The sequence below is a fragment of the Nocardia sp. NPDC003979 genome, from assembly GCF_053605015.1.
In genome coordinates, this window is sequence record NZ_JBSGIJ010000023.1 from 1 (window position 1) to 21,824 (window position 21,824).

A 21,824-nucleotide genomic window follows, 5' to 3' on the forward strand; every position below is an offset into this window, starting at 1 on the left:
TGGTGTTCATTTTCATGCACACGATCCCGCCCGGAACCCACCCAACGATGCCGAGATTCACGACAAAACGCTGCCAGATTTCACGACCAAAGCCAGAGCACAGTCGCGATCAGCCCCGGTGAGCGCACGCGAGTGTGTCCGTCGACGGGTCGGCACTCAGCGGACTTCGATGATGCCGCCGACGATCACGCCACGGTGCTTGGCCTGGTAGTGGACCTCGATCGCGGAATCAGCGCCGGACTCGGTCAGCCATCCGGTGATCCAGCGACACTCACCGCAGTGCCGCCGGAACCGTCGATTCTGGCGTTCGGCGCAAAGGTAGATGAACAGCGCGATGATAGCGCCGACGAACAGTAGACACAGCAGGCCGCCGTCCATAATCTGCCCGTCACCGGTTGACGCCGGCGCAGCCGGCGAGGCCGTCGGCGGCACCGGCACCCGCGCGTTGACGGGCCCTGTGCCGGGCTTCGGCGAGGCTGTTGCCCCAGTCCGAGTACCAGAGCCCCCGAGCCGAGCGGGCCGAGGCGCCACACTTGGTGCTGGGCCAGTAACTGCTCCAGCCGCAGTCGCGGTAGCCGCACGAGAGGTTGGCTGCCGCCGCGGCCGATTGCCACGTCGGATGGCCGGCAGCGATAGCCGAAGAGTAGCCGTTGTTACCGACTGAGATCGCCGCCCAGGTGACGGATGGATCGGCATCAGCCGTGCCAGGAGTCAGTGCCAGTAGAGCTGCTGCTACGGACATAAGCAGCGCTTTAGGGGAACGCATATGAAACTCCATAGAGATATCGGAGGGATTCGGACTCGTCCGGTCGACTGCGGCCGTTCGAGTCGTCTCCAACAGTGACCGGGCTGAGCGAACTGGACAGAAACAACCAGCATCCGTGCTGGTCAGAGCTGAAAGATGGTTTCCTGAACGGAAACGGCGCTGCGCCGAGGAGTTCTGGACCAGAAACGAAAGCTCCTGCACAACACCGCCGCTCGGGACTCACCTCGACGGTGCAACCCGGCCGGGCGCGCCTAGGATGATCGGGTTCGAACAGACAGGCGTGTCCAGGGGGAATGGTGGCCGAGGAATCACCCACACCGCGTGTGGAATTCGCGTCTCGACTGACGGAGCTGTTCGCTGCCGTACAGAATCCGGGCCTCGAGCGGGTCGCAGCGGCAGCCAACGCCCAGGCTCGACTCGTCCGCGGAGCCGCAGCGCCCGACGTTGTGAGGTATCAGAAGATTCACGCGTGGCGATCAGGGGTCAACCTGCCCAAGGACTTCGAGCAGATGCGGTTCGTCGTGGTGGCCCTGCGGGCGCACGCGAGCAAGAACAACATTCGGCCCGCACCGATTCTTGTCGACCTGGCCGCGTGGGAGGCACTGTGGGAGCAAGCCCGCAAACAGCCGGCCGTTGACGAGGCGTGCCCATACCCAGGGCTACGCGCCTACCGAAGTGAGGACGCGCACCGCTTCTTCGGTCGCACCGACGACACAGCCAAGCTCGTCGCCCAGATCAACTCAACCATCGAATCGGCCGACTCCACCGGCATCATCATGGTCATCGCAGCCTCAGGTGCAGGCAAATCCTCCCTGCTCTCGGCCGGGGTCTTGCCTGCGCTGCGCGACAGCGACGGGCCCGAATGGACCATCGCGACGATGTCGCCCGGGGCGCGACCATCAGCGGCGCTGACCGATGCGCTGAGATCGCCGACGTGGCCCGAAGGCGGCCGCGGGCTGCTGATCGTCGACCAGTTCGAAGAGCTGTTCACCGCGGCCGCGCTCTTCCGTCTCGCCCTGGAACAAGCCCAAGCCGGCACCTCCTGGCATGCGGGAGCCGAGCAGAGAGTCAGAGTCGGTGACATCGCCGAGGTCATCGGCCGCCGGCTGAGCGTGGCGGTCGAATCGGTTCCGGCACACACCTACGGTCCGCTCGGCCCCATCCTCGCCACAGACCAGCCCGCCTCCAGCGCCCACACCCAGCAAACCCTCGGCTGGAAACCCCAGCGACCCGGCCTTCTTCAGGACCTGGAAATATCCAGCCCTGATCGGCGAAGTCGCGAACGGCGCCCGCCGTGTGGCAGCGGGCGCCAGCCCGGTCGCGCGTCGGTGAATCGCACCGGCGAAACCTGCGCTCCACCCGGCCCGGTGGCCCACCTCACCGCTTGCACCCGGCGAAGCGAACCACCGACAGCCGATCGGGCAAAGGCCAGCCGTGCGTTCGGGCTCGATCGCTACGGTGATCCGGTGGCACCGCACAGCAGGAGAACTCAGGTTTGCCGGGGGCCGCGGTGGGTGACCTTCACTCTGAGAACACGCCCGTGATGGTTGGCCTCGACGATTTCGCCGACGCGTGCCACGAGCAATGCCGAACTCAGCGGCGCGGACTGTCCGAACCATCCGTGCAGCGGATCGGCGAGATTGTCCGGGACGACGTCCACGCCGAAGACCGGTTCGCGCGGGTGATTCAGGTCCTGGAGCAGGAATCGTTGGTTCATCGTGTGTCGCAATCCCCATCGATGTGTGCAGGCGGCCATGCCCAGTCCAGTCACGAGTCTGGAGCTCGGATGCCGACGACGCCTGTTGCCGGATGCTCCGACAGCCTGTCATGGGCGCAGTCCTCGAGCCAGGCCGACACGCTCAAGCGCCATCACCGATCCCCGACGGCGCTCGAGGCGGCGGGGCGCCCCGAGCGTCACCGGGTCGGTCGTTGTAGGCCACCGCTCGAGTCACCAGCGCGGGCAGTAGTGCTGTCCTCCACGGCGGTCTCAGGTGCGTTGGACTGTTCGACTGCGGTGATCCAGAGCCCGATCATCTCGGCGGTCTGGTCGATCACGGCATCGCGGTCCATGCCCTCTTCTTCCATCTTGACCGAGCGCAGCGCGGTGGAAAAGCCCGCGTTGAGCACTATGTAGGCCATGGTGTCGATGTCGATGCTGTGTGTCGGGCCCAGCGATTGGATCAGGTAGAGCTTGATCAGCGTTCGCAGCCGCACTTCGAACTGGGGGATGCCGCTGCCGTAGAACTGCAGATCGGCCACCAGGGCCCGCACGAGCGGGCCGTTGGCGACAAGGATTTCGACCCCGATGCGGATGATCGCGGCAACCGCGTCGCGCCGGGGCATGTCGAGGACCGAGGTGCTGAGCAACCGAGCGTACTGTTCCTCCGCCTCCACGAACAGGCTGTCGTTGAGTTCCTTGACGATCTCATCGCGGTCGGCGAAGTACCGATACAAGGTACCGATGCTCATGCCAGCTTCGGCGGCGATCCGGTTGGTCGAGGTGTTGGCGATACCGCGGGCGCCGAAGAGCCGGGCGGCCGCGTCGAGAATCCGCGCTCGCGTCTGCTTCGCACGCTCCTGCTGGGGCCGTCTGCGCTGTTGATCGGTGGGAGCTGGCATCAGATCGACCTCGAGACAAAGCGGAACAAGTGAGCGATAGCTCCGCATCATGATCACGAAAGCTCCGGGGCAGGTCAATTCGCGCCCACTGCAAAGCGCTCCCGACGCTTGGCACACGATCTCGATTCCGTGGTCGTGACACCTCATTCCGATGCTCGGCGCCGTGGCAGGCTGTCACCGATGCCGATCGGGCCAGACAGATGGCGGCGAGATCCCGCCCGGATCGGCCAGGAGTACGGCGCGAGGCGACTGTGATGGCCTGCCCCAGGTCTATCCCCTGATCAGCCCAAGTTGGTGGGGTTTCGCTGGGGCGAGCGCCTGTCAGTCGGTCGGTCGGCACACTCTGGCGCGGTATTCGGCCGGTGTCATCGATTCCGCTCGGCGGAACGTGCGGTAGAGCGAACGTTCATCGCGAAATCCGGCTTCGGCGGCGATCGCGGTGACCGTCTTGTCCGGATACGCCTTCAGGAGCCGTCGGACGTGCTCGGTGCGTAGCCGGCGCAGCGTGCCGGAAACACCTTCCGGTCCGACCACGCGGAACAGCGTTCGCCGCGATACCAGCAAGGCTCGGGCTACCTCGTCGGCGGTGAGATCCGGATTCCGGTAATTGGCACGCAGAAAGGCCTTCGCTCGCCGTCGCAGATCGGCTTCACTCTCATGCGCGGGCCTGTCCCGCCTTGCGGCCACATCGACCGCTGACCCCAACAGCCCGGGCACATGTTCGACCAGCACTCGTGCATGGTCAGGTTCGGTCACGGCCAGCTCGGCCACAGAGGTCAAGAAGCCGGCGACAAGTTGGGCCGCCGCTGGTGGCACCTGGATCGAGGGGCCGCCGAACAGGTCATTTCCCTGGGCGCAGCGCTGTGCCACCAGCTCCCTGCGAGCACGGACGACGATCATGGTCCGTGGCCGCTCGATCACCAGCCGTGCCGGGCGGGAGGTGTCGAACAATGTCAATGCGCCGGGGATCAATGCCGTACCCGGCTGCGGCGACGTACCCGAAATATCGACGATCGCGACGATGTATTCGTCGTCAGCGCCAGCGATGTGCTTGGCCGTGCGGGTCGAGAGCTGTCCACCACAACAGGACCAGATCATCTCGACCGAGTCGGTCGAGGCCAATCCGACGATCTCACCGAAGAATTCTTGTCCTCGCAGTGGAGTCAACGTCACCGGTGCGGCGCTACTTCCGACGACCTTCTGCCAGAAGTCCACAGCGATAGAGGATTCGACCTGCTCTGTGCTGATACGAGTCAGCCCTGCGGTCACGTTCCCTCCCCACGGTTTCCCAGCGGATTTCACCGTATCAATGGAATGTCTATGTCGCGCCGCCAGACGCCACGAGTGGGTTGTCATGATCTGGCGCCGCCCGCTGCGCATAGTCTCAGCAGCGTCGTCAATCGGCGGCGACCAGCAGCGCCGCTGAGCTGCGTCCTGCTCAGTGCCGTAACTCGTCTCGAAGCGTTGGCCAGCAACTCGAGTCCGCCCACGACTCGCTCCGTCCGTCTACATTCTGGCTGTAGGCGCGAATCGCAGATGACCGAGCAAGCGCACACAGTACCGCCAACCTAGGATCGTGGTCGGCGCCCAGGTCGTTCGCCGCGTCCGCCAGTTCTGTGTTTATGGTGTCGCAGAGGGTCTGAAGGCTGATCCCCTCGGCGGCGCACCGCGCTGCGAGCTGGTGCAGTTGGTCGAGCGTGGCCGCAGCGCCGATGGCCGCCGCGACAAGTTTGCGGTCGATCAAACGCTTTCCTCGCCAACCGTTTTGCGTCACAGCCCAGCCTCCGTTGTGCGTGTCCGACGAGGTCGAGCATACGGCGGCGCCAGACGGCGCGGCGCACTGTTGGGTGTGATCGCAAGAGCGTTTGCCAGATGGTTGTGATGCGCCACTGAATAGCCATTTGCCTGCGGTGATGTGCCGATCATCGAAGTAGCTGGGCGAGGATTTCACCGTGAGTGTTCGCCGTTGGCGCGCCGGATCCTCTGAGCCGACACAGGCGCACTCGGCAGCTGAATTCCTCCCGGGTCACGCCCGGATAGGCAGGTAAGGGCGGGGAGCATCCTTGACGTACAATACGGGTAGACCCGTATTGTACGTCGAATGAACGATTCCATCCGCGGGCGCCCTCGCGATCACCGCACCCACATCGCCATCCTCCAAGCCGCAGAGCAACTCGTCGGGGAGGTCGGCTATTCGGCGGCCTCGGTGACCGCGATCGCGGCGCGCGCCGGCGTCGGCAAAGACGCGATCTATCGTCGCTGGTCGGGCAAGCCCGAGCTGATCTATGAAGCCCTGTTCACTCGCGTCGACTTGGGGCCCGTGCCCGACAAGGGGACCGCCCAAGCTGACCTGACCGCACTGGTCGCGGCCTTGGTCGCCGAGTTCAGCGCACCCACGGCCGCCGCGGCGTTGCCGGGACTGCTCGCCGACTTCGCCGCCGACCCGACACTGCGCGCGGTACTGCGTGATTCGTTCCTGGCTCCGGCGAAACGCCGGATGGCAGAGATCTTCGAGCGCGCGCGTGCGCGCGGCGAAGTGGGCGACGATGTCGCGGTCGAACTCGTCCTCGATGCTGTCGCGGGTGCGGTCTTCTTCCATCTGGGTGTGCTCGGCGAGCCGGTGACCCCGGACTTGGCCGAGCGGCTCGGCAGGATCCTCTCCGCGGGAATCGGGCCGCGATGAACGGTTATCTGTTCGCCGCCGGCCTGGCCGCAGCGATGGTGGCGGTCATCCACATCGTCGCCGGGCACATCGACCCTGTGCGCCCGCTGCTGTCCAGCTCCCTGGCCGAGATCCCCAAGCGGACCCTGCACGCGGTGTGGCACCTGGTCAGCGTCGATCTGGTCGCCACCGCGACGACGCTCCTAGCGATCGCGTGGTGGCAACCGGCGGGGACCGAATTGGTCGCGGCGCTGACTGCCGCACGATTTGCGGCCTATTCGATCGTCTTCGTCGTGATCGCGTCGCGCGTACAGGCGAGCGCGCCGCTGCTACGCCTACCTCAATGGTCCCTGCTGGCACCAGTGGCGATATCGGCCGGGCTCGGCGCCTGGTAGACCCCGACTCGGTTCGCCGACGAGGCGATCACAGCCACTCCTCGCGCGGCGCGAGGCCCAGCATTGACCAGGTGGCGGTGAGGATGCGCCGCCTGCGTTCCGGTGGCCACGGATGGCCATTGTCGAAGGCTCCGATGATCAGGCCGTCGACTATCACATTGATCAGATCGGCGGCCTGGTCGGTGTCGGTGCGGCCGGTCGCGGCCAGGGCGTGGCGCAGGCGGGTATCCCACCAGTTGTTGAACACGTCGAGTTCCTCGCGCAGCGCGGGCTCGTCGGCGGAGCCGACGACCAGCGCGAGCCAGAACCGGTGAATGCCGTGGTCCTCGGCGGTGGTCAGGATTGCCCACTCGACCAACGTGCGCAGTGCGACAGTGCCCACCGCGCCCGCGATCGTGCGGTCGGCTTCTCGGCACCGAGCCTCGACCACGCGCCGCACGGCCAAACGCAGGATGTCGTCGCGGTGTCCGACGTAGTGGGTGACCAGCGAGGTGGAGGCACCGATTCTCTCCGCGACCGAGCGGATGGTCACCGCTGCGAAGCCGTGTTCGGTGGCGATCGCGACGACGGCGTCGCTGATGGCGGACAGGCGTTCGGGGCGGTCGACGCTACGGGGCATGGCGAAAGCCTAGCAGTTGTGCAACACTCGTTGTAAAACATGTGTTTGATAATGAGGAGTGACAGTGATGGACCATACGACCGTGGCAGTCGTCGGCGCCGGATTCGCGGGATTGACAGCTGCGCGCACGCTGCGTGCGGCCGGAGTCGACGTGGTCGTCCTGGAGGCAGCCGACCGGGCCGGCGGACGCGCGCTCACCGAGATATCCAGTGCCGGAACAGCACTGGATATCGGCGCGCAATGGATAGGGCATGATCACATCCAGATGATCGCGCTGGCCCGAGAATTCGCTCGCCCCTTGTTCCCCACACCGCAGTTCGGGAAGAGTCTCGTCCTGGCCCACCGCGGCCCGGTGCGCCTCGCCCCACTGACCGTCGCGGCGACCGGATGGGCGCTGCTGCGTCTGGAATTGATGGCCCGCACGACAGCGCGGGCACGATGGGACCGTGTCACGCTCGCGGAGTTCGTGGCGAGGATTCCCGGGGCGCGGGCACAGCGATTGACATCGGTGATCTTGTCGGAGGCTTTCTCGTGCGACCCCGGCGAAATCTCGGTTGCCGCTGTCGCGCACGGGATCCGGTCGGTCGGGGGCCTGCGGGTCATGCTGGGTACCAAAGGCGGCGTCCAGCAATCACTGCTGACCGGAGGCACGGGCGCATTGGCCCAGGCGCTGGCCGCCGAGCTGGGCTCGGTCGTGCGGCTCAATCGTCGAGTCAGCGCCATCGAGCGTTCACCGGCAGGTGTGGTCGTGCGATCCTCGGGCGGTGCGGTGGCGGCTGAGCGGGTTGTCGTCGCAGTGCCGCCGCCGGTCGCCGCCAGTATCGAACACCGACCGGCATTGCCCGCCGAACGCCGCCACGTTCAGCAGAACATGGCGATGGGGACGATCTACAAGGCGATCGCCGTCTACCGGACTCCCTTCTGGCGAGAACGGGGACTCAGTGGCGAGTCGATCGGGCTAGAAGGCGCGCTGTCGTCGACGTTCGACGTCTCACCACCGGCAGGGGCGGGGCACCTGTGCATTCTGGCGCCCGGCGAATCAGCCCGGGCGCTCGATCGTCTCGGACCCGATGAACGCAGAGACACCCTCCTGCGCGAGGTCGCCCGCCACTTCGGCTCCGGCGCTCTCGATACCGTCGACTGGTACGAGAAGTCCTGGCACACAGACCCCTACGTCATGGGTGGCTACTCCGCGCTTCCGCGACCGGGTCAGCTGGATGCGCTGATGTCGGCGGCGGCGGCGACCTGCAGCATCCATTGGGCGGGCACCGAGACAGCGCGCCGCTGCAACGGCTACCTCGAGGGAGCTGTCGAGTCGGGGAAACGCGCCGCCCACGAGGTCCTCACCGCACTCGGTGCCCGATGATAGCGATGGAGGCGTCGCACGTCGGCGAATCCTGATGCGCTCCGCAGTCGCGCGATGGCCGGGTCTGGCTCACTCCATGTTCGTATCGAATCCGGGTGGTGTCCTCGATCGCGCAGCTGCTGGACTTGTCCGACGACGGCCGACAAGCACTGCCCGACTCGACTGACGTCGTCGGGTCGCCCCGGCGTCGAAGCCGCGGCTGCCGAGCGGGATCACCGGCAATCACACTGCCGGGTCAGGGCCCGTTCGGACCTCCTCCGGATCGATGCCTCGAACGCTCCCCCGGCAGGGGCGGGAATTGGCCTCAGTGGTTCCATGTCGTCGCCAGCCACGCCGTCGGCGAGCAGCCGACCTTCTGGGTGAAGACCCTCGACAGCGCCGAGCTGTTGGCGTATCCGAGTTCGGCGGCGATCGATTTCACCGGATGCCCTGCCTGTAGTCGCAGCTGGGCCAGCGACAGGCGCCACCCGGTCAGGTATTCCAGCGGCGTCGCTCCGACGGTCTCGCGGAACCGGGCCGCGAAGGCGCTGCGCGACATGACAGAAAGGCGGGCCATCGAGTCGAGCGTCCAGTTGTCGCCGGGTGATGCGTGCACGGCGAGCAGGGCGGGGGCGAGCTGTGGGTCGGCGATCCCGGTGAGCAAACCTGGTGGCATCGCGACGGCGGCGGGGTTGTCGAGCATCCAGCGCAGCAACTGCAGCATCACGACCTCGAACAGGCGGTCGGCGACCACCCGGTGGCCGCACCGGTGCCGATCGATCTCACCGAACAGCAGTCGCAGCGCGTCGTCGAGTCCTTCGACTTGTGCCAGAGCGACGACAACGACCGTGGGAAGTGCCCGCGCCAGCGGATGATGCACGCCGCCTTCGAACTCGACTGTGGCGCACGCGAAGTCGCAATCCCCGCGCGGGTCGCTGTGGAAGTCGTGAGCGAGGGGTCGGGGATAGAACAGCACGCTGGGTCGCGAGACCGTCAGCCGTCGCAGACCGACCGACGGGACCGAATGCTCGACCGTGAGCTCCCCGGCACGAATCAGGTGCAAGAACCCGCGCCCTTCGCCGGCGCCGAAACGGGTGACCCCACACAGGGGGCCGGTGTGCAGCAGGTGGGCCCGCATCCGGAACTGATCCAGCAGCGGCGAGAGCCGGTCGAACGAGGACATCGCACGATGCTAGACGATCGGGCATTCAATCGATACTTTCGGTATCTATTCGGCGCGCATGGGCAGTGACGATGGAACTGCGCCCGAATCGATCGGTTCCCGCGCTTCACCGACACCACGGAGGCACACCATGTCGCACCTCTCACTCATCGCCCGCACCGATACCACCGGCACGACCCGCGAGCTGCTCGACCAGATCACCGGCGCTTTCGGCGCCACCCCGGCCATGTTCGCCGCGGTGGCGAATTCGCCTGCGGCACTGCGCAGCATGTGGGGTTCGTTCCAGGCACTGGGCGAGGGAACCCTCGGCCCGGCACTGGGCGAGCAGATCGCGGTGGCGGTGGCCAACCGAAACGGGTGCGAGTACTGCCTGGCCGCTCATACCGGTCTGGGCCGCAAAGCCGGACTCAGCACCGCGGCACTGCGTGCCGCCCAGACCGGTGACGCCGAGGACCCGAAGACCGCCGCGCTGCTGGGCTTCGCCCTCGAGCTCGTCGAGCAGCGCGGCCATGTCGGCGACGAACAGATCGCGGCGGTGCGCGAGCAGGGCTGGACCGATCCGGAACTGGTCGAACTCATCGCGCACGTGGCGTTGAACCTGTTCACCAACTATGTGAACGTCGCGCTGCGGGTGCCGGTCGATTTCCCGGCGGTTGCCTTGCGCTAGGCCGGGACGGACCGGTGTGCGCCGGATGGCCTACCACCGGCGCACAAGGGCCGAACAGGGAAGTGAATCAGAATCGGCGCCAGACCACCACCCCGGCCGGGCGCCCTGGACGCACCGTCCGTGATGACCGCCGCCCTCACCAGCGAGGACGCCCCGGAGGGAGTCGAATCCGCCCACCGCGTGACCCCGCCGGTGCGGCCCGGCGCGCCGTCGACCGCACCGGCAGGGTCAGCTGTCTGCGTTGAGCATCGCGGCGGTGAGAACCCCACCGGCCACACCCCAGCCGCCGTCGATGACTTCCTCCACGAGCACGATGGTGGTGGCCCGAGCGCGGTCACCGTAGATCTCGGCGTAGAGATCGGTGGTGCGTTCGATGAGCTTGTTCTTGTCTTCGTCGCTGACCGTGCCGGCGGGGACCTTGAAGTTGGCGAATGGCATGGCGATTCTCCTGTGGTGATTCGGTTCGTTCGTTCAGCGGGTGCGCAATCGGTCCGGCCGTGCGGAGGCCCCCTCACCCAGGCGGCCGCCATCAAACCATCCCGCCGTTGGCCCGCAGGATCTGTCCGTTGACCCAGCGGCCGCGGGGACCGGTGAGGAAGGCGACGACGTCGGCGATGTCGTCTGGTGTGCCCAGACGTTCCAGCGGCGGGGCCTTGGCCAGGATCTCGATCTGCTCGTCGGTCTTACCGTCGAAGAACAGGTCGGTGGCGGTGGGCCCGGGGGCGACGGTGTTCACGGTGATATCGCGACCGCGTAGTTCGCGCGCCAAGATGAGGGTGATGGCCTCGACGGCCGCCTTGCCCGCGACATACGGTCCGTAGCCGGGGAACTGGGTGCCGACGACAGAGGTCGACAAGCCCACGAAGCAACCGCCGGTCCGTAACCGTCGAGCGGCCTGCTGGGCAACCGCGAAGGTGCCGCGGATATTGGTGCGGTACAGCTGGTCGAGGACATCCAGATCGAGCTCGGCGATGGTCGACAGCGCCAGCCGCCCAGCCGAGTTCACCACGACGTCCACGCCGCCGAATTCGGCTTCGGCGCTGTCGAACAGGGCAGCGACCGCGGTGTCCTCCGCGACATCGGCGCGCACAGCGATCGCCCGCCCACCGGCGGCGGTGATCGCCGCGACGGTTTCCTCTGCCTCGGCCGTGCGGCTCGCGTAGTTGACCACGACCGCCATGCCTTCGGCCGCGAGCCGCTGCGAAATCGCCCGTCCGATGCCGCGGGAACCGCCGGTGACGATGGCAACGCGCTCGGGCGCTCGGTCAACACTGTCTGTACTGGTCATGCCCCCTATGGTGCGGTGCGTCCGCCTCCCTGCGACAGGGGGTGTCATCCCCTGTGCCAGCGGCCCCGGATGGGGAGACTGGACGCTATGGCCTCGAACAAGTACACGGAGCTGGGTGCGTTCCTGAGATCGCGCCGTGCACGAATCCGTCCCGACCAGGTCGGGCTGGTCGTCGGCCCGCGACGCCGAGTTCCCGGGTTACGTCGCGACGAAGTGGCCCAGCTCGCCGGCGCCTCGGTCGACTACTACACCGAGCTCGAGCGCGGCGCCGGATCACAGCCGTCGGAACAGATGCTGGCCGCCATCGCACGCGCGCTGCGCCTGACCGCCGACGAGCACGATCACCTCTATCACCTGGCCGAGCGCCCGCTGCCACGGCACGGTGGACCGGCGTCGCGAGTCCATCCAGGCATGCTCGACCTGCTCACCAGGCTGACCTCGACGCCGGCCCAGGTGATCACGGACCTGCACGTCACCCTCGTACAGAACCCGCTCGCCACCGCCTTGCTCGGCGACCAGTCGCACTGGCGCGGCAAGCCCGCCAGTTTCGTCTACCGCTGGTTCACCGACCCCGAAGCGCGGCGACTCTACCCGGTAGCCGACCACGACACCCAGTCGCGCGCTTTCGTCGCCGATCTGCGTGCCGCGGCCGGCCGCCGCAGCGCCACAGACCCCGAGGCCAGTTCACTGATCAGCGATCTACTGCGCCGATCGGACGATTTCGCCGCGCGCTGGGCAGCTCACGATGTGGCCTTCCGGCGCAACGACCGCAAACGCATCAACCACCCCTCCCTCGGGGTGTTGGAGGTCAACTGCCTCAACCTCTTCTCCGAGGACGGCCGCCAACGACTGCTCTGGTTCACCCCTGCCCTCGGCACCGACAGCGCCGACAAACTCGACCTGCTGGCGGTCATCGGTACCCAGACCCTCACCCGCTGAGAGGTAGGCAGACCAGCGCTACAGAAGGCCACCACCGCCGAGCACGACCCGGAGCGCCGAGTACGCGCTCTTCCAAGTGGTGTTCGCGGCCTCGGGCCCGTGGCGCGATCCAGCCCGATCGCGCCACGGACAGAGCACGTCAGTCAGACACGTGCTCGGTGGCGACATCGAGGATCCAGGTGACACCGAAGCGATCACCGAGCATCCCGAATGCGGGCGCCCACCGAGCTGGGCCGAAGGCCTCGATGATCGTCGCGCCGTCGGCGAGGCGTTCCCACAGCGCGCCGACCTCCGCGACGGACTCGCCGCTCACCGAGAGGAAGAACCGTTCCTCGGTGATGGTGGTGCCGTTTTCGCGGCGGGTGGTGGGCGCGGCCGGGGTGGCAGCGGCGGTGTCGTGGCCGGGCACGTCGTAGGCCATGACCCGGAACCCGTTGTCGGCCAGGACCTGGCCGAACACCACGTTCGTCGCGCCGGGAAGTTCGGCGGGCATCCCGAAGTCCGCATAGGTGGCGAGGGTGAGCTCACCCCCGAACACCGACTGATAGAACTCCAGGGACGGGCGGGCCTGACCGTGGAAGTTCAGGTGGGCAACAGTGCTGAGGGTCATGGTGATCGCTGTCCCTTCGAGTGGATGTCGCCGCCGGTCGGCGACGAAGACCACACTGACACCGGTAGAGGACAGAGAAGGTCCTCTACTCGTGGCAATCTGGCAACCATGCCGATATCGACCTCGACGGCGACCTCTCGCCGCCTGCTCTCGCTGCTGTCGTTGCTGCAGGTCCGCAGGGACTGGCCCGGAGGTCTGCTCGCCGAGCGCTCGACGTCAGTGTGCGCACGGTGCGCCGCGACGTCGATCGCCTGCGTGAGCTCGGCTATCCCGTTCAGGCGATCAAAGGCCCTGAGGGCGGCTACCGGCTGCAGGCGGGCAGTGAGCTCCCGCCGCTGTTGTTCGACGACGAGCAGGCCGTCGCGCTCGCCGTCGCGTTGCGGATCGCGGTGGGGACCGGCGCGGGAATCGAGGACAGCGCCGCGCGGGCGCTTGCCACCGTGCGCCAAGTCCTGCCGTCCCGATTACGGCAGCGAGTCGATGCGCTCGAGATCGCCGCGGCTGGGACAGATGTCCAAGTCGATACCCAGATCCTGATGGATCTGAGTATCGCGATTCGTCGCGCGGAGGAAGTCCGGTTCGACTACCCGGAGGCGACCGCGCCCGAGGCTGTCGATCCGCGCCCGCCCCGCCGGATACAACCCCACCACCTCGTAGTCCGGGACGGGCGCTGGTACCTGATCGGCTGGGACCCCGAGCGTGCCGACTGGCGGACCTACCGCGCGGACCGGATGACTCTGCGCATTCCCAACGGCCCACGCTTGGCACCCCGGCAACTGCCGGGCGGGGATGTCACAGCTTTCCTCTCCGCCCGCTTCAAAGGCTCGTCCGGTGCCGATGCCTGGCCGTGCGTCGGCGAGGTGATTGTTCATCCGCCCGCCTCGCGGGTTGCTCCGTTCGCCGGCGACGCAGTCGTCGAGGCGCTCGACCAGCGGCGAACCAGACTCCTGATCGGTTCGTGGTCCTGGGCGGCGCTGGCGGCGACGTTGGCGCGCTTCGACACCGAGATCGAGGTGGTCACCCCGCAACCGCTGCGCGACGCCTTCACCGAACTTTCCGGTCGCGCGGCCCGGGCCGCGCGGACCAGCGCATGATCTGGACCGGGTCCATTTCTCGCTGTGGAACCGGCGCGCTCGTTCAGCTGTCCGGCATGGTCACCTTCACCAGTTCCTCGGAGATCTGCCAGACGCGCCGGGCGTCTTCCACGCTGACGAGGCGGGAGTAGATCTTCTGCTCTGCGGGCGGGCCGCCGAGGTGAGCGGGCCCGCTGGGCCCATACAGCCGGCCGCCCTCGGCTGCCTCGGCGGTGGCGGCGTACAGGGCCGGGAGCTTCGCGGTCTCGACGGTCCCGAACAGGATGCCGCGGGCGGACAGTGCGCTGATGAGCCTCCTTCTCGGGGTCTGCTTGGCACGGCCGACTTCTGGGCGCGCGGCGAGTAGGTTCGTCGGCGCGACTCCGGGGTGGGAAAGATTACTGGTGATGCCCCAGCCGCCTGCCCGGCTACGCCGGTCGAGTTCGAGCCCGAAGAGCCCGAGCGCGATCTTGGACTGGCTGTACGCCTTCGATCCGTTGTAGGAGTGTTCCCAGTTCAGGTCCTGCCAGTTGATGGCGCCCTGGTTCGCGGCGATGCTGATCTGGGAACTCACTCGTGCGCGACCGGCCCGCAGCAGCTCCAGCAGGTGGGCCACCAGCGCGAAGTGGCCGAGGTGGTTGGTGCCGAACTGCAGCTCGAACCCGTCGGTAGTCGTTTGCCGATCCGGTGGGGTCATCACGCCCGCGTTGTTGATCAGCAGATGGATCGGGCGTCCGTCCTGCCGCAGGGTCTCACCGAGCGCGGCCACAGAGTCCAGCGATGACAGGTCCAGGCCGTACAGCGCCAGGCTCGCACTCGGGGCGGCTTGCCGGATCTTGGCGATGGCAGCCTCGCCCTTGCCCGGATTGCGTACGGGCAGCAGCACTTGCGCTCCGGCCGTGGCGAGTCGGGTGGCGATTCCGATTCCGAGGCCGTCGCTAGCTCCGGTGACGAGGGCGCGCTTTCCGGAGAGGTCGGGGATGGTGATGTCGATGACTTTGCCTGGCATGGGTCCGCTCCTGTCGATGTGTCGCTGGTTTCGCGTGCCGCTAGGCCGGAGCTCCGCCGCTGATGAGCAGGTTCTGGCCGCTGACCCAGCGTGCGAGGTCGCCGGCGAAGTACTGTGTCGCGTCGGCGACGTCCTCGACGCTGCCGAGACGTCCTTCGATGGGGCGGATGGCGAGGTTCTGGGCCCGCGTGGGGTCGTCCTCTGGCAGGTGGGTGAACACTCCAGCGCCCTCGATCTGGGTGGGGATGATGGCGTTGACTGTCACGCCGCGGTGCCCAACTTCCTGGGCGAGCACGGCGACGGTGAAGCGCGGGGCCATCTTGCTGGAGCCGTACAGGCCGAGGCCCGCCATGGGCAGGCTGGTGGTGCTGGATCCGATGTAGATGATCCTGCCGTTGTCCTCGACGTGCTCAGCGGCCTTCTGCAATGTGAAGAAGGCACCCTTGGTGTTGATGGCGAAAAGCCTGTCGAACTGTTCCTCGGTCACCTCGGCGATGGGTTGATCGATCAGTTCGACACCGGCATTGGCCACGACGATGTCGAGCTTTCCGAACACCTCGACGGACTCGGCGAAGAGTCGCTCGAGAGCCCGCACATCGGAGACGTCGGCTTGGATCGCGACCGCGTCCGAACCGAGATCCCGGATCTCGGCCACAGTCTTGCGCGCGTTGTCCTCGTTCGCGGCGTAGTTGATCACCACGCGAGCGCCCAGCGAGGCATACCGCAGCGCGATGGCTCTGCCGATGCCGCGGGCCGATCCGGTGACGAGAGCGACCTTGCCGTGCAGATCCGTCATGTCGATCACCCTTCTCACAGAAGTGCGAGGTACTGGATGGACGTACCCACGATAATATCAGGCAACTGTCTGATATTGGTTGTTCCGGGGGAGCAGGAGGAAGTAGCGATGCGTCGTGGACCAGGCCGGCCGAAACGCGAAACACACACACCCGACCACGCACAACTCATGCGCGACGGGCTGCGGGCCTTCGCAGACCTCGGCTACGAGGCGGTCTCGGTCCGCGAGCTCAACGAGCGCCTCGGCATGGGCCACACCTTCATCCACGACAGGTACGGCTCCAAGGAAGCCTTCTGGCGAGCGGTCATCGGTCACGAGGCCCATACCCTGGCCACCGAGCTGGCACCCACCCTGGCTGTAGTTCCCGACGACGATCTGCGCTGGCTGGTCGACGCGGTCCGAGCCTTCCACCGGGCCAGCGCGCACCACCCATACCTCAATCAGGTGATCGACTACGAAGCGGCCCGCGAAACCGACCGGCTCGACTACCTGTACACGGTGCTCGAACCCGTCGAGCACGTCGTACGCCCGGTCTTCGAACGACTCGTCGCCGCCGGACGGATCCGTGCCATGCCCTGGCACGTCTTTCACTTCGTCGTCACCAAACCGGCTCTGATGTACGGGCAGGAGCCGTGGGCTCGCCGATTCGGCCGACCCGACGGCGCCGAGGACAGCGCTGCGATCGCCGACGTCGTACTCCACGGCCTGCTGACCTGAACCACGCACTGCTCTGCACTGGCCTCGGCCGCGGCCTACGTCTCCCGGGGTATCCGGATCACGGCTGTGCAGTCCCAGCCCGGTGCCCGCACAGTTGCCCCGCCTCTCGACCATGCCAAGTCGAGACGGCACTCCCCTGACGCGGATCCGGGTCTGCAGCATTGGCCGAGACCTTCTGCGGGCGCCTGTCGCACCGCGCCGGTCGGAGCACGAAGTTGTAGGCCGCCGGTCGGTGGGCCGGGGCAGGCTGTGAGCTCGCACGGAGTGACCTTGCGGTACCACCTCGACCCACCGACGTCGAGCACCGGCGTGAGCCGGGCGTATCGGTCAGATACCCGACACCGACGACGCTGGCTGACGATCGCCGGGCAACGGACACGGTGGCTTGGTGCTCGCCCGAATACCAAGCCACCCGGTATTCGCTGCCCGCAACCAGAAAGACTGCCAGGCATTCAGCTCAGCACTGAGCTTTCACCTCCGCCACAGCCACCTTCTCCGCATGCTTACAGAGAACAAGGCCCGACCTGCAACTATGCGTCTTGCGGGCCCTACCGAACGACGGCGGCGGCAACAGGTGGATCACAATCGGTGACACCCCACCCGCAGCGTGCTCGAATGGACGCAGCGGCTGTTCTTGATGACACAGGGCTGGTCGTCCAGTCCCAGGCCCTGCCAGCGACCGACGAACCCGAGGTCTCGATGAGCCCCCGACCCCTCAACCACGACGACCGGTTCTCGGCCTTCGCCGACGAACCACCCGACCCCTGCACCCGCTTGCGGGCAGAACTCGACGTCCGCACGACCGTGGTGATCTTGTCCGTACACGGTGAGGTCGACGCCTATACCCTCCAGCACTGGCACCACCTACTCGACACCGCCCTGGCCGAAGCGAGCCGGGCAGGGCTGCTGATCGTCGACATCGGCGACCTCGCGTTCATCGGCTGCCGCCCGATCCTGGACTTGGCCGCCGAAGCCCAGCAGGCCGCGATGCACGGCATCCGGATCGTGGTGCTCAATCCGGTGCCCTCGGTCGCCGAACGCGTCATCACCGTGGCCGGCCTCACCCAATGGCTCCCGCTGCACACCAGCCTCACCGACGCCCTCATCGTGAACGCGCCCCGGCTGCATCCGGTCTGCATGCACGGCGACGACGACAACGCGTTTCCTGTCGGGCCGTGACCCGGCCCATCAGCACCGGTACCAGCTCGACCAGCAGATTTCAAGATCGAGGACCAGCTCATGCAGCGCAATCGGAACTACCGCTCCTCCCGTTTCATCGAAACCACCGAGCCGGAAGAACCACCGCAGGTCCGCTGGCCAGACCCCGGTCCGCTGCAGTCCTGGTGAGACGAGGTCATGACCGGGTTGCGTAAGTCCCGACCGGCACCCGCAGCCCGCAACAGCGGCGGTTGAGAGTTTCGGGCTCTCCCCTGGCGGGCTGACCTGTCAGCTTCGCGAGGTGGGCTCTGCCGACCGAGATTGCGTAGCTGCCCAGCTGGCGAGGAGTGTGAGCCGGTCTTCGGATGCGGTGCCGGGCTCGGCGGTGTAGGTGATCAGGTTGTGCACGGCTTGGCCGGACAGGGGCAGGTCCAGGTCCTGGAATGCCAGTTCCAGGTGGCCGACCTCGGGGTGCTTGACCCGTTTGATGCCATCATGGCGGATCAGGACGTGGTGTGGGGCCCACAGTTCGCGGAACTCGGGGCTTAGGGTGGACAACTCGCCGATGAGTTCGCGCAGCGCCCGATCACGGGGCTCGCGGCCGGCCTCGACGCGCAGCAGGGCGGCCGTGGCATTGCCGGCGGCGTCCCAGTCGACGAAGAAGTCACGTGCGCCGGGGTCGAGGAAGACGTAGCGGGCGATGTTGGGGCGGCCACGCTGGTCGATGGTGGCGCCGGCGAACATCGGCGCGAACATGGCTCGGGCCAGAGGGTTGCTGGCGACGACGTCCGTGCGGCCGTTGCGTACGAACGCCGAGGACATCGTCATGGAGTCGAGCAGCCACTGGACCTGGGGCGCGACCGCGACGTCCCGGCGACGCGACGGCGTGCGGCTCGCCGGCTGCGATGACCGGGCCAGGTCGAACAGGTAGGTGCGTTCGTCGTCATCGAGTCGCAGGGCGCGAGCGACCGCGTCGAGGACGTCTTCGGACACGCCGCCGATGTGCCCCTTCTCCAGCCGCGTGTACCACTCCGTGCTCACTCCGGCGAGGACGGCGACCTCCTCGCGTCGCAGTCCGGCGACCCGGCGGCGAGTGTTGGTCGGCAGTCCGGCCTGCGCCGGGGTGATCTTGGCGCGCCGGCTGGCAAGGAAGTCCCGGATGTCGCCGCGGTTTCCGGGTTGCTGGTCCATGTCATCACGGTAGCCGCTGGGCACGGCGCGAGGGGGGGTTGAGATCACACCCCCTATAAACGCGACCTTCTCCGGTGGCGGCCATCGCGATCTCCTGGAGACCGAACGTTGCGACACCATCACCAGCGGTGATGGGAAATGAGACTGGAGGTATGCGAGATGACGAGCAAGACGCTGACAGCGCCGACGGGGGCGCTGGGCACGTGGGCCTGGGGAGACAGCGGCGAGGTGGGCGATGGCTGGTTCGGCAGCCGGATGACCGAGACCGGCCTGCGAGAGGTCGTCGAGAAGGCGCAGACGAACGGGTTCACCCTGTGGGACACCGCGGTGGTGTACGGCATGGGCCACTCAGAGACCGTTCTCGCGCAAGCGCTGAAGGGCTATGCCCGGGATGAGTACCAGCTGTCGACGAAATTCACCCCGCAGGTCGCGGGTGAGGGCGACGATCCGGTCGCGGACATGCTGAACCAGAGCCTGGACCGATTGGGCACCGATTATGTGGATCTGTACTGGATCCATAACCCCGCCGACGTGGCCCGTTGGACGCCGCTGCTGATACCGCTGCTGCGTAGCGGCAGGATCAAACACGTCGGCGTCTCCAACCACAACATGAACCAGATCGCTCTCGCCGATCAGATCCTCGGCGAGGCCGGCTTCCGCGTGGAGGCGGTCCAAAACCATTACAGCCTGCTGTACCGGAGCTCTGAGCGCGCGGGCATCCTCGATCACTGCCGCGAGCACGACGTGCGGTTCTTTTCCTACATGGTTCTCGAGCAAGGGGCGCTGACCGGCAGGTACAGCCCGGCCCATCCGTTGCCGGAGGGCAGCAGCCGCGCGGCCGCGTACAACCCCATCCTGCCACGGCTGCAGGCGCTGACGGACAGGATGGGGGCGATCGGGCAGGACGCAGGGGCCTCGGCCGCCGACGTCGCGACCGCCTGGGCCATCGCCAAGGGGACTACCCCGATCATCGGGGTCACGCAGGCGAACTACATCGACGGGTTGGTCCGAGCTGGTGGCATCGAGCTCGCCGAGGAGGAAATCGCGGAGCTGGAGGCGCTGGCCGATGCTGCCGAGGTCGACACGCGCGGCAGCTGGGAGCACGAGATGTAGCCGTCGTCGGCGGGACCGAGAGACCACGCGTGAAAGGAGCGGGAGATTCGGCCGACGCATCCGACGGCCGGACTCTCGTTCTCTCGGCTTCGGTCAGGACTGTGCGCGGGCGGCGGCTTCCTCTGCGGCGACGGCGGGGAGGGCCACACAAGCCGGTGCAAACCGATGACGGTGGGGGTCGTGTCGGCGACCAGCTGACCTGAATGGCGACGTCCCGGACGGGATCGCGCTCCCGCACCGATCATCGGGTACCTGCTCGACACCTCGAGCCTCTTCGACGCGTACGTTCAGCACGGTTGATGGTCGTAGGCGATCAATGACCGAAGCGGAGGCCTGTTGTGTGAGATTAGTGGCGGTCAACGCCAGGCGCTGGCCGACTCGGACGGCGACGCCAGCGATATCACGACCGCCGGGCAGGCACATCCCGGGCAGCGTGCGCCCCACCACCGACATCAGATCCTCCAGACGTGACCTTTGGCGTTCCCGGATCCCCCGTGCCGAGGATGTCCGGCCCCGCGATGACGGTCACACAGAATCGGCGTCCGAGTTCACGGCCGAAGCGACAGCATCATCTGCCAGCGTGACCAGCCGGTGCAAACTCGAATCCACTCCGAGCTGGACAGCGTGGCGAAGGATCGTAGTGTCGGTGTCACCCAGCAGTGCGCTCAGCAGGAAGGTCTGGAGCTTAATCTGGGAGCCCTGCGGGATGGGGTGAACTGCCAGCTGAAAGGTGATGGAGAAGCCGATCGTAGTTGCGGCGGTCATCGTCCAGGCCGAGGCGCTGGTGCAGTGGGCAACCAGAAGGTCGACCTCGTGGATCATGTCGAACAGCTGGATCTGTGCGACCAGTCGGCTGCCTGCCTCGAGCTGATCGGGCACCGCGCCTATCCAGGCGTGGTGCGCCGACATCCACTGCCCTATCGCATCGGTCCGCGACAGCACGCCCCAGAGGGCTTCCGGGGAGAGCGGCACAGTCGTCGCCCCGGCTGCGCAGACAGCGGGTGAACTACTCGTTATGCCGCTTTCGAGGACCCGTCGGGGAGTGGCTTTCCGGGCGTGGTCGCTGTGTTGCATCGTGCTACCCCACTTCATCGAACGCTACGCGCCGTTGTCGTCACGTCCCGGTGATCGGTCGGTGACGAAGTGTGGGGGTCGATCGATCGACGGAGAATGCCGCGTTGCATCGCCGGTTGACCCGGCTCGTCTTGCGCGAGGTCCCCTTATTCTTCCTCCGGCGTTTCGCCCAGCCTAGCTGTCCGGGGCCAAAGCTCAAGCTGGCGTAGCTCTTTCACGCGCAGTCCAACTAGGAGGATACGCCGTTGGTGAGGCCTCATAGAACGTGAACGGGCTACTCACTCAAGAAGGAGTGTTGGGCCTGGAACTCGCACCAGTGTGTCCGCGTCGCACGGTGCTGGATGGAATTTCCAGGCTGTCCACGTCGGAGGCGCTGATCGCAGAGACGCCTGGCTGGCCGGTTCGGACCTCGGCCTGAGCTACCTCGTATCGGTAGACCTGCGAAGGCACACCTTCGCGGGCGGAGCTGAGGGGCACGATTATCGAGAAGAGCAACCTTGCCGGCGCCGATCTCAGTGACGCGGTCCTGGGCGAACTGAAACGTTGTGCACTACGACGGTGAGACGAAGTGGCCGACTGGATTCCAACCTCCCCTGAACG

Annotated in this window: 23 protein-coding genes and 1 pseudogene; 11 read left to right on the forward strand and 13 right to left on the reverse strand. The window is 66.8% G+C overall.

From position 1 onward, the window contains the following. Positions 1 to 156 precede the first annotated feature (156 nt). Positions 157 to 438: a hypothetical protein gene (locus tag ACWEVR_RS29640; protein WP_452469697.1), complete on the reverse strand. Its 282-nt coding sequence runs from the start codon at positions 436 to 438 to the stop codon at positions 157 to 159. Continuing rightward, entirely contained in the window at positions 389 to 778 is a 390-nt protein-coding gene (locus ACWEVR_RS29645; protein WP_452469619.1) for a DUF4189 domain-containing protein, read from the reverse strand. Before ACWEVR_RS29645 ends, ACWEVR_RS29640 begins: the two co-directional genes overlap by 50 nt. 497 nt (positions 779 to 1,275) lie before the next feature. On the opposite strand from ACWEVR_RS29645, the gene ACWEVR_RS29650 reads away from it, so the two are divergent. After that, positions 1,276 to 2,310: an nSTAND1 domain-containing NTPase gene (locus ACWEVR_RS29650; protein WP_452469620.1), complete on the forward strand. Its 1,035-nt coding sequence runs from the start codon at positions 1,276 to 1,278 to the stop codon at positions 2,308 to 2,310. Positions 2,311 to 2,680: 370 nt separating this feature from the next. On the opposite strand, the gene ACWEVR_RS29655 is transcribed toward ACWEVR_RS29650, so the two are convergent. Continuing rightward, a complete protein-coding gene (locus tag ACWEVR_RS29655) occupies positions 2,681 to 3,385 on the reverse strand; it encodes a TetR/AcrR family transcriptional regulator (RefSeq protein ID WP_452469621.1) in 705 nt (234 codons plus the stop codon). A 321-nt stretch (positions 3,386 to 3,706) separates the two neighbouring features. Beyond that, positions 3,707 to 4,765 carry a helix-turn-helix transcriptional regulator gene (locus tag ACWEVR_RS29660; RefSeq protein WP_452469622.1) on the reverse strand — a complete coding sequence of 353 codons (1,059 nt, stop codon included), beginning with the start codon at positions 4,763 to 4,765 and terminating at the stop codon, positions 3,707 to 3,709. Positions 4,766 to 5,486: 721 nt separating this feature from the next. On the opposite strand from ACWEVR_RS29660, the gene ACWEVR_RS29665 reads away from it, so the two are divergent. Together ACWEVR_RS29665 and ACWEVR_RS29670 are read left to right on the forward strand one after the other, a co-directional pair. Further along, positions 5,487 to 6,068: a TetR/AcrR family transcriptional regulator gene (locus tag ACWEVR_RS29665; protein WP_452469623.1), complete on the forward strand. Its 582-nt coding sequence runs from the start codon at positions 5,487 to 5,489 to the stop codon at positions 6,066 to 6,068. Then, positions 6,065 to 6,442, forward strand: a complete 378-nt coding sequence (locus tag ACWEVR_RS29670; protein WP_452469624.1) for a hypothetical protein — start codon at positions 6,065 to 6,067, stop codon at positions 6,440 to 6,442. Before ACWEVR_RS29665 ends, ACWEVR_RS29670 begins: the two co-directional genes overlap by 4 nt. Before the next feature lie 28 nt (positions 6,443 to 6,470). Here the strand turns inward: ACWEVR_RS29670 and ACWEVR_RS29675 are convergent, their stop codons facing one another. Then, positions 6,471 to 7,061, reverse strand: a complete 591-nt coding sequence (locus tag ACWEVR_RS29675) for a TetR/AcrR family transcriptional regulator (protein WP_452469625.1) — start codon at positions 7,059 to 7,061, stop codon at positions 6,471 to 6,473. A 67-nt stretch (positions 7,062 to 7,128) separates the two neighbouring features. On the opposite strand from ACWEVR_RS29675, the gene ACWEVR_RS29680 reads away from it, so the two are divergent. Beyond that, positions 7,129 to 8,427: a flavin monoamine oxidase family protein gene (locus ACWEVR_RS29680; RefSeq protein WP_452469626.1), complete on the forward strand. Its 1,299-nt coding sequence runs from the start codon at positions 7,129 to 7,131 to the stop codon at positions 8,425 to 8,427. 304 nt (positions 8,428 to 8,731) lie between these two features. On the opposite strand, the gene ACWEVR_RS29685 is transcribed toward ACWEVR_RS29680, so the two are convergent. Next, positions 8,732 to 9,589, reverse strand: coding sequence for an AraC family transcriptional regulator (locus ACWEVR_RS29685; protein WP_452469627.1), 858 nt, complete (start codon positions 9,587 to 9,589; stop codon positions 8,732 to 8,734). 130 nt (positions 9,590 to 9,719) lie between these two features. Between ACWEVR_RS29685 and ACWEVR_RS29690 the strand changes: the two genes are divergently transcribed. Continuing rightward, the gene (locus ACWEVR_RS29690; RefSeq protein WP_452469628.1) at positions 9,720 to 10,256 is read left to right on the forward strand and encodes a carboxymuconolactone decarboxylase family protein; all 537 of its coding nucleotides are present in this window, start codon (positions 9,720 to 9,722) and stop codon (positions 10,254 to 10,256) included. Positions 10,257 to 10,484: 228 nt separating this feature from the next. Here the strand turns inward: ACWEVR_RS29690 and ACWEVR_RS29695 are convergent, their stop codons facing one another. Together ACWEVR_RS29695 and ACWEVR_RS29700 are read right to left on the reverse strand one after the other, a co-directional pair. Beyond that, complete coding sequence (locus ACWEVR_RS29695) at positions 10,485 to 10,694, reverse strand: tautomerase family protein (RefSeq protein ID WP_452469629.1); 210 nt, start codon at positions 10,692 to 10,694, stop codon at positions 10,485 to 10,487. A gap of 91 nt (positions 10,695 to 10,785) precedes the next feature. Continuing rightward, positions 10,786 to 11,544, reverse strand: coding sequence for an SDR family oxidoreductase (locus ACWEVR_RS29700; RefSeq protein WP_452469630.1), 759 nt, complete (start codon positions 11,542 to 11,544; stop codon positions 10,786 to 10,788). Positions 11,545 to 11,631: 87 nt separating this feature from the next. Here ACWEVR_RS29700 and ACWEVR_RS29705 point away from each other — a divergent pair, with 87 nt between their 5' ends. Continuing rightward, positions 11,632 to 12,483 carry a helix-turn-helix transcriptional regulator gene (locus tag ACWEVR_RS29705; protein WP_452469631.1) on the forward strand — a complete coding sequence of 284 codons (852 nt, stop codon included), beginning with the start codon at positions 11,632 to 11,634 and terminating at the stop codon, positions 12,481 to 12,483. 139 nt (positions 12,484 to 12,622) lie between these two features. Here ACWEVR_RS29705 and ACWEVR_RS29710 read toward each other — a convergent pair whose 3' ends face one another. Then, positions 12,623 to 13,093, reverse strand: coding sequence for a VOC family protein (locus ACWEVR_RS29710; RefSeq protein ID WP_452469632.1), 471 nt, complete (start codon positions 13,091 to 13,093; stop codon positions 12,623 to 12,625). Between the two features lie 230 nt (positions 13,094 to 13,323). On the opposite strand from ACWEVR_RS29710, the gene ACWEVR_RS29715 reads away from it, so the two are divergent. Continuing rightward, a complete protein-coding gene (locus ACWEVR_RS29715) occupies positions 13,324 to 14,187 on the forward strand; it encodes a helix-turn-helix transcriptional regulator (protein WP_452469633.1) in 864 nt (287 codons plus the stop codon). 43 nt (positions 14,188 to 14,230) lie between these two features. On the opposite strand, the gene ACWEVR_RS29720 is transcribed toward ACWEVR_RS29715, so the two are convergent. Then, positions 14,231 to 15,175, reverse strand: coding sequence for an SDR family oxidoreductase (locus ACWEVR_RS29720; RefSeq protein WP_452469634.1), 945 nt, complete (start codon positions 15,173 to 15,175; stop codon positions 14,231 to 14,233). 40 nt (positions 15,176 to 15,215) lie between these two features. Then, positions 15,216 to 15,971, reverse strand: coding sequence for an SDR family oxidoreductase (locus tag ACWEVR_RS29725; RefSeq protein ID WP_452469635.1), 756 nt, complete (start codon positions 15,969 to 15,971; stop codon positions 15,216 to 15,218). A 168-nt stretch (positions 15,972 to 16,139) separates the two neighbouring features. On the opposite strand from ACWEVR_RS29725, the gene ACWEVR_RS29730 reads away from it, so the two are divergent. Further along, on the forward strand, positions 16,140 to 16,688 hold the full coding sequence (locus ACWEVR_RS29730) for a TetR/AcrR family transcriptional regulator (RefSeq protein WP_452469636.1): 549 nt from the start codon (positions 16,140 to 16,142) through the stop codon (positions 16,686 to 16,688). A 699-nt stretch (positions 16,689 to 17,387) separates the two neighbouring features. After that, positions 17,388 to 17,867, forward strand: a complete 480-nt coding sequence (locus ACWEVR_RS29735; RefSeq protein ID WP_452469637.1) for an anti-sigma factor antagonist — start codon at positions 17,388 to 17,390, stop codon at positions 17,865 to 17,867. 267 nt (positions 17,868 to 18,134) lie between these two features. On the opposite strand, the gene ACWEVR_RS29740 is transcribed toward ACWEVR_RS29735, so the two are convergent. Continuing rightward, positions 18,135 to 19,037, reverse strand: coding sequence for a helix-turn-helix transcriptional regulator (locus tag ACWEVR_RS29740; RefSeq protein ID WP_452469638.1), 903 nt, complete (start codon positions 19,035 to 19,037; stop codon positions 18,135 to 18,137). A 159-nt stretch (positions 19,038 to 19,196) separates the two neighbouring features. On the opposite strand from ACWEVR_RS29740, the gene ACWEVR_RS29745 reads away from it, so the two are divergent. Then, positions 19,197 to 20,150, forward strand: a complete 954-nt coding sequence (locus ACWEVR_RS29745) for an aldo/keto reductase (RefSeq protein WP_452469639.1) — start codon at positions 19,197 to 19,199, stop codon at positions 20,148 to 20,150. Between the two features lie 525 nt (positions 20,151 to 20,675). On the opposite strand, the gene ACWEVR_RS29750 is transcribed toward ACWEVR_RS29745, so the two are convergent. Continuing rightward, on the reverse strand, positions 20,676 to 21,122 hold the full coding sequence (locus ACWEVR_RS29750) for a hypothetical protein (RefSeq protein ID WP_452469640.1): 447 nt from the start codon (positions 21,120 to 21,122) through the stop codon (positions 20,676 to 20,678). A 565-nt stretch (positions 21,123 to 21,687) separates the two neighbouring features. Between ACWEVR_RS29750 and ACWEVR_RS29755 the strand changes: the two are divergent. Then, positions 21,688 to 21,786 (forward strand): annotated as a pseudogene (locus ACWEVR_RS29755) (hypothetical protein); the annotation flags it as partial. Positions 21,787 to 21,824 lie beyond the last annotated feature (38 nt).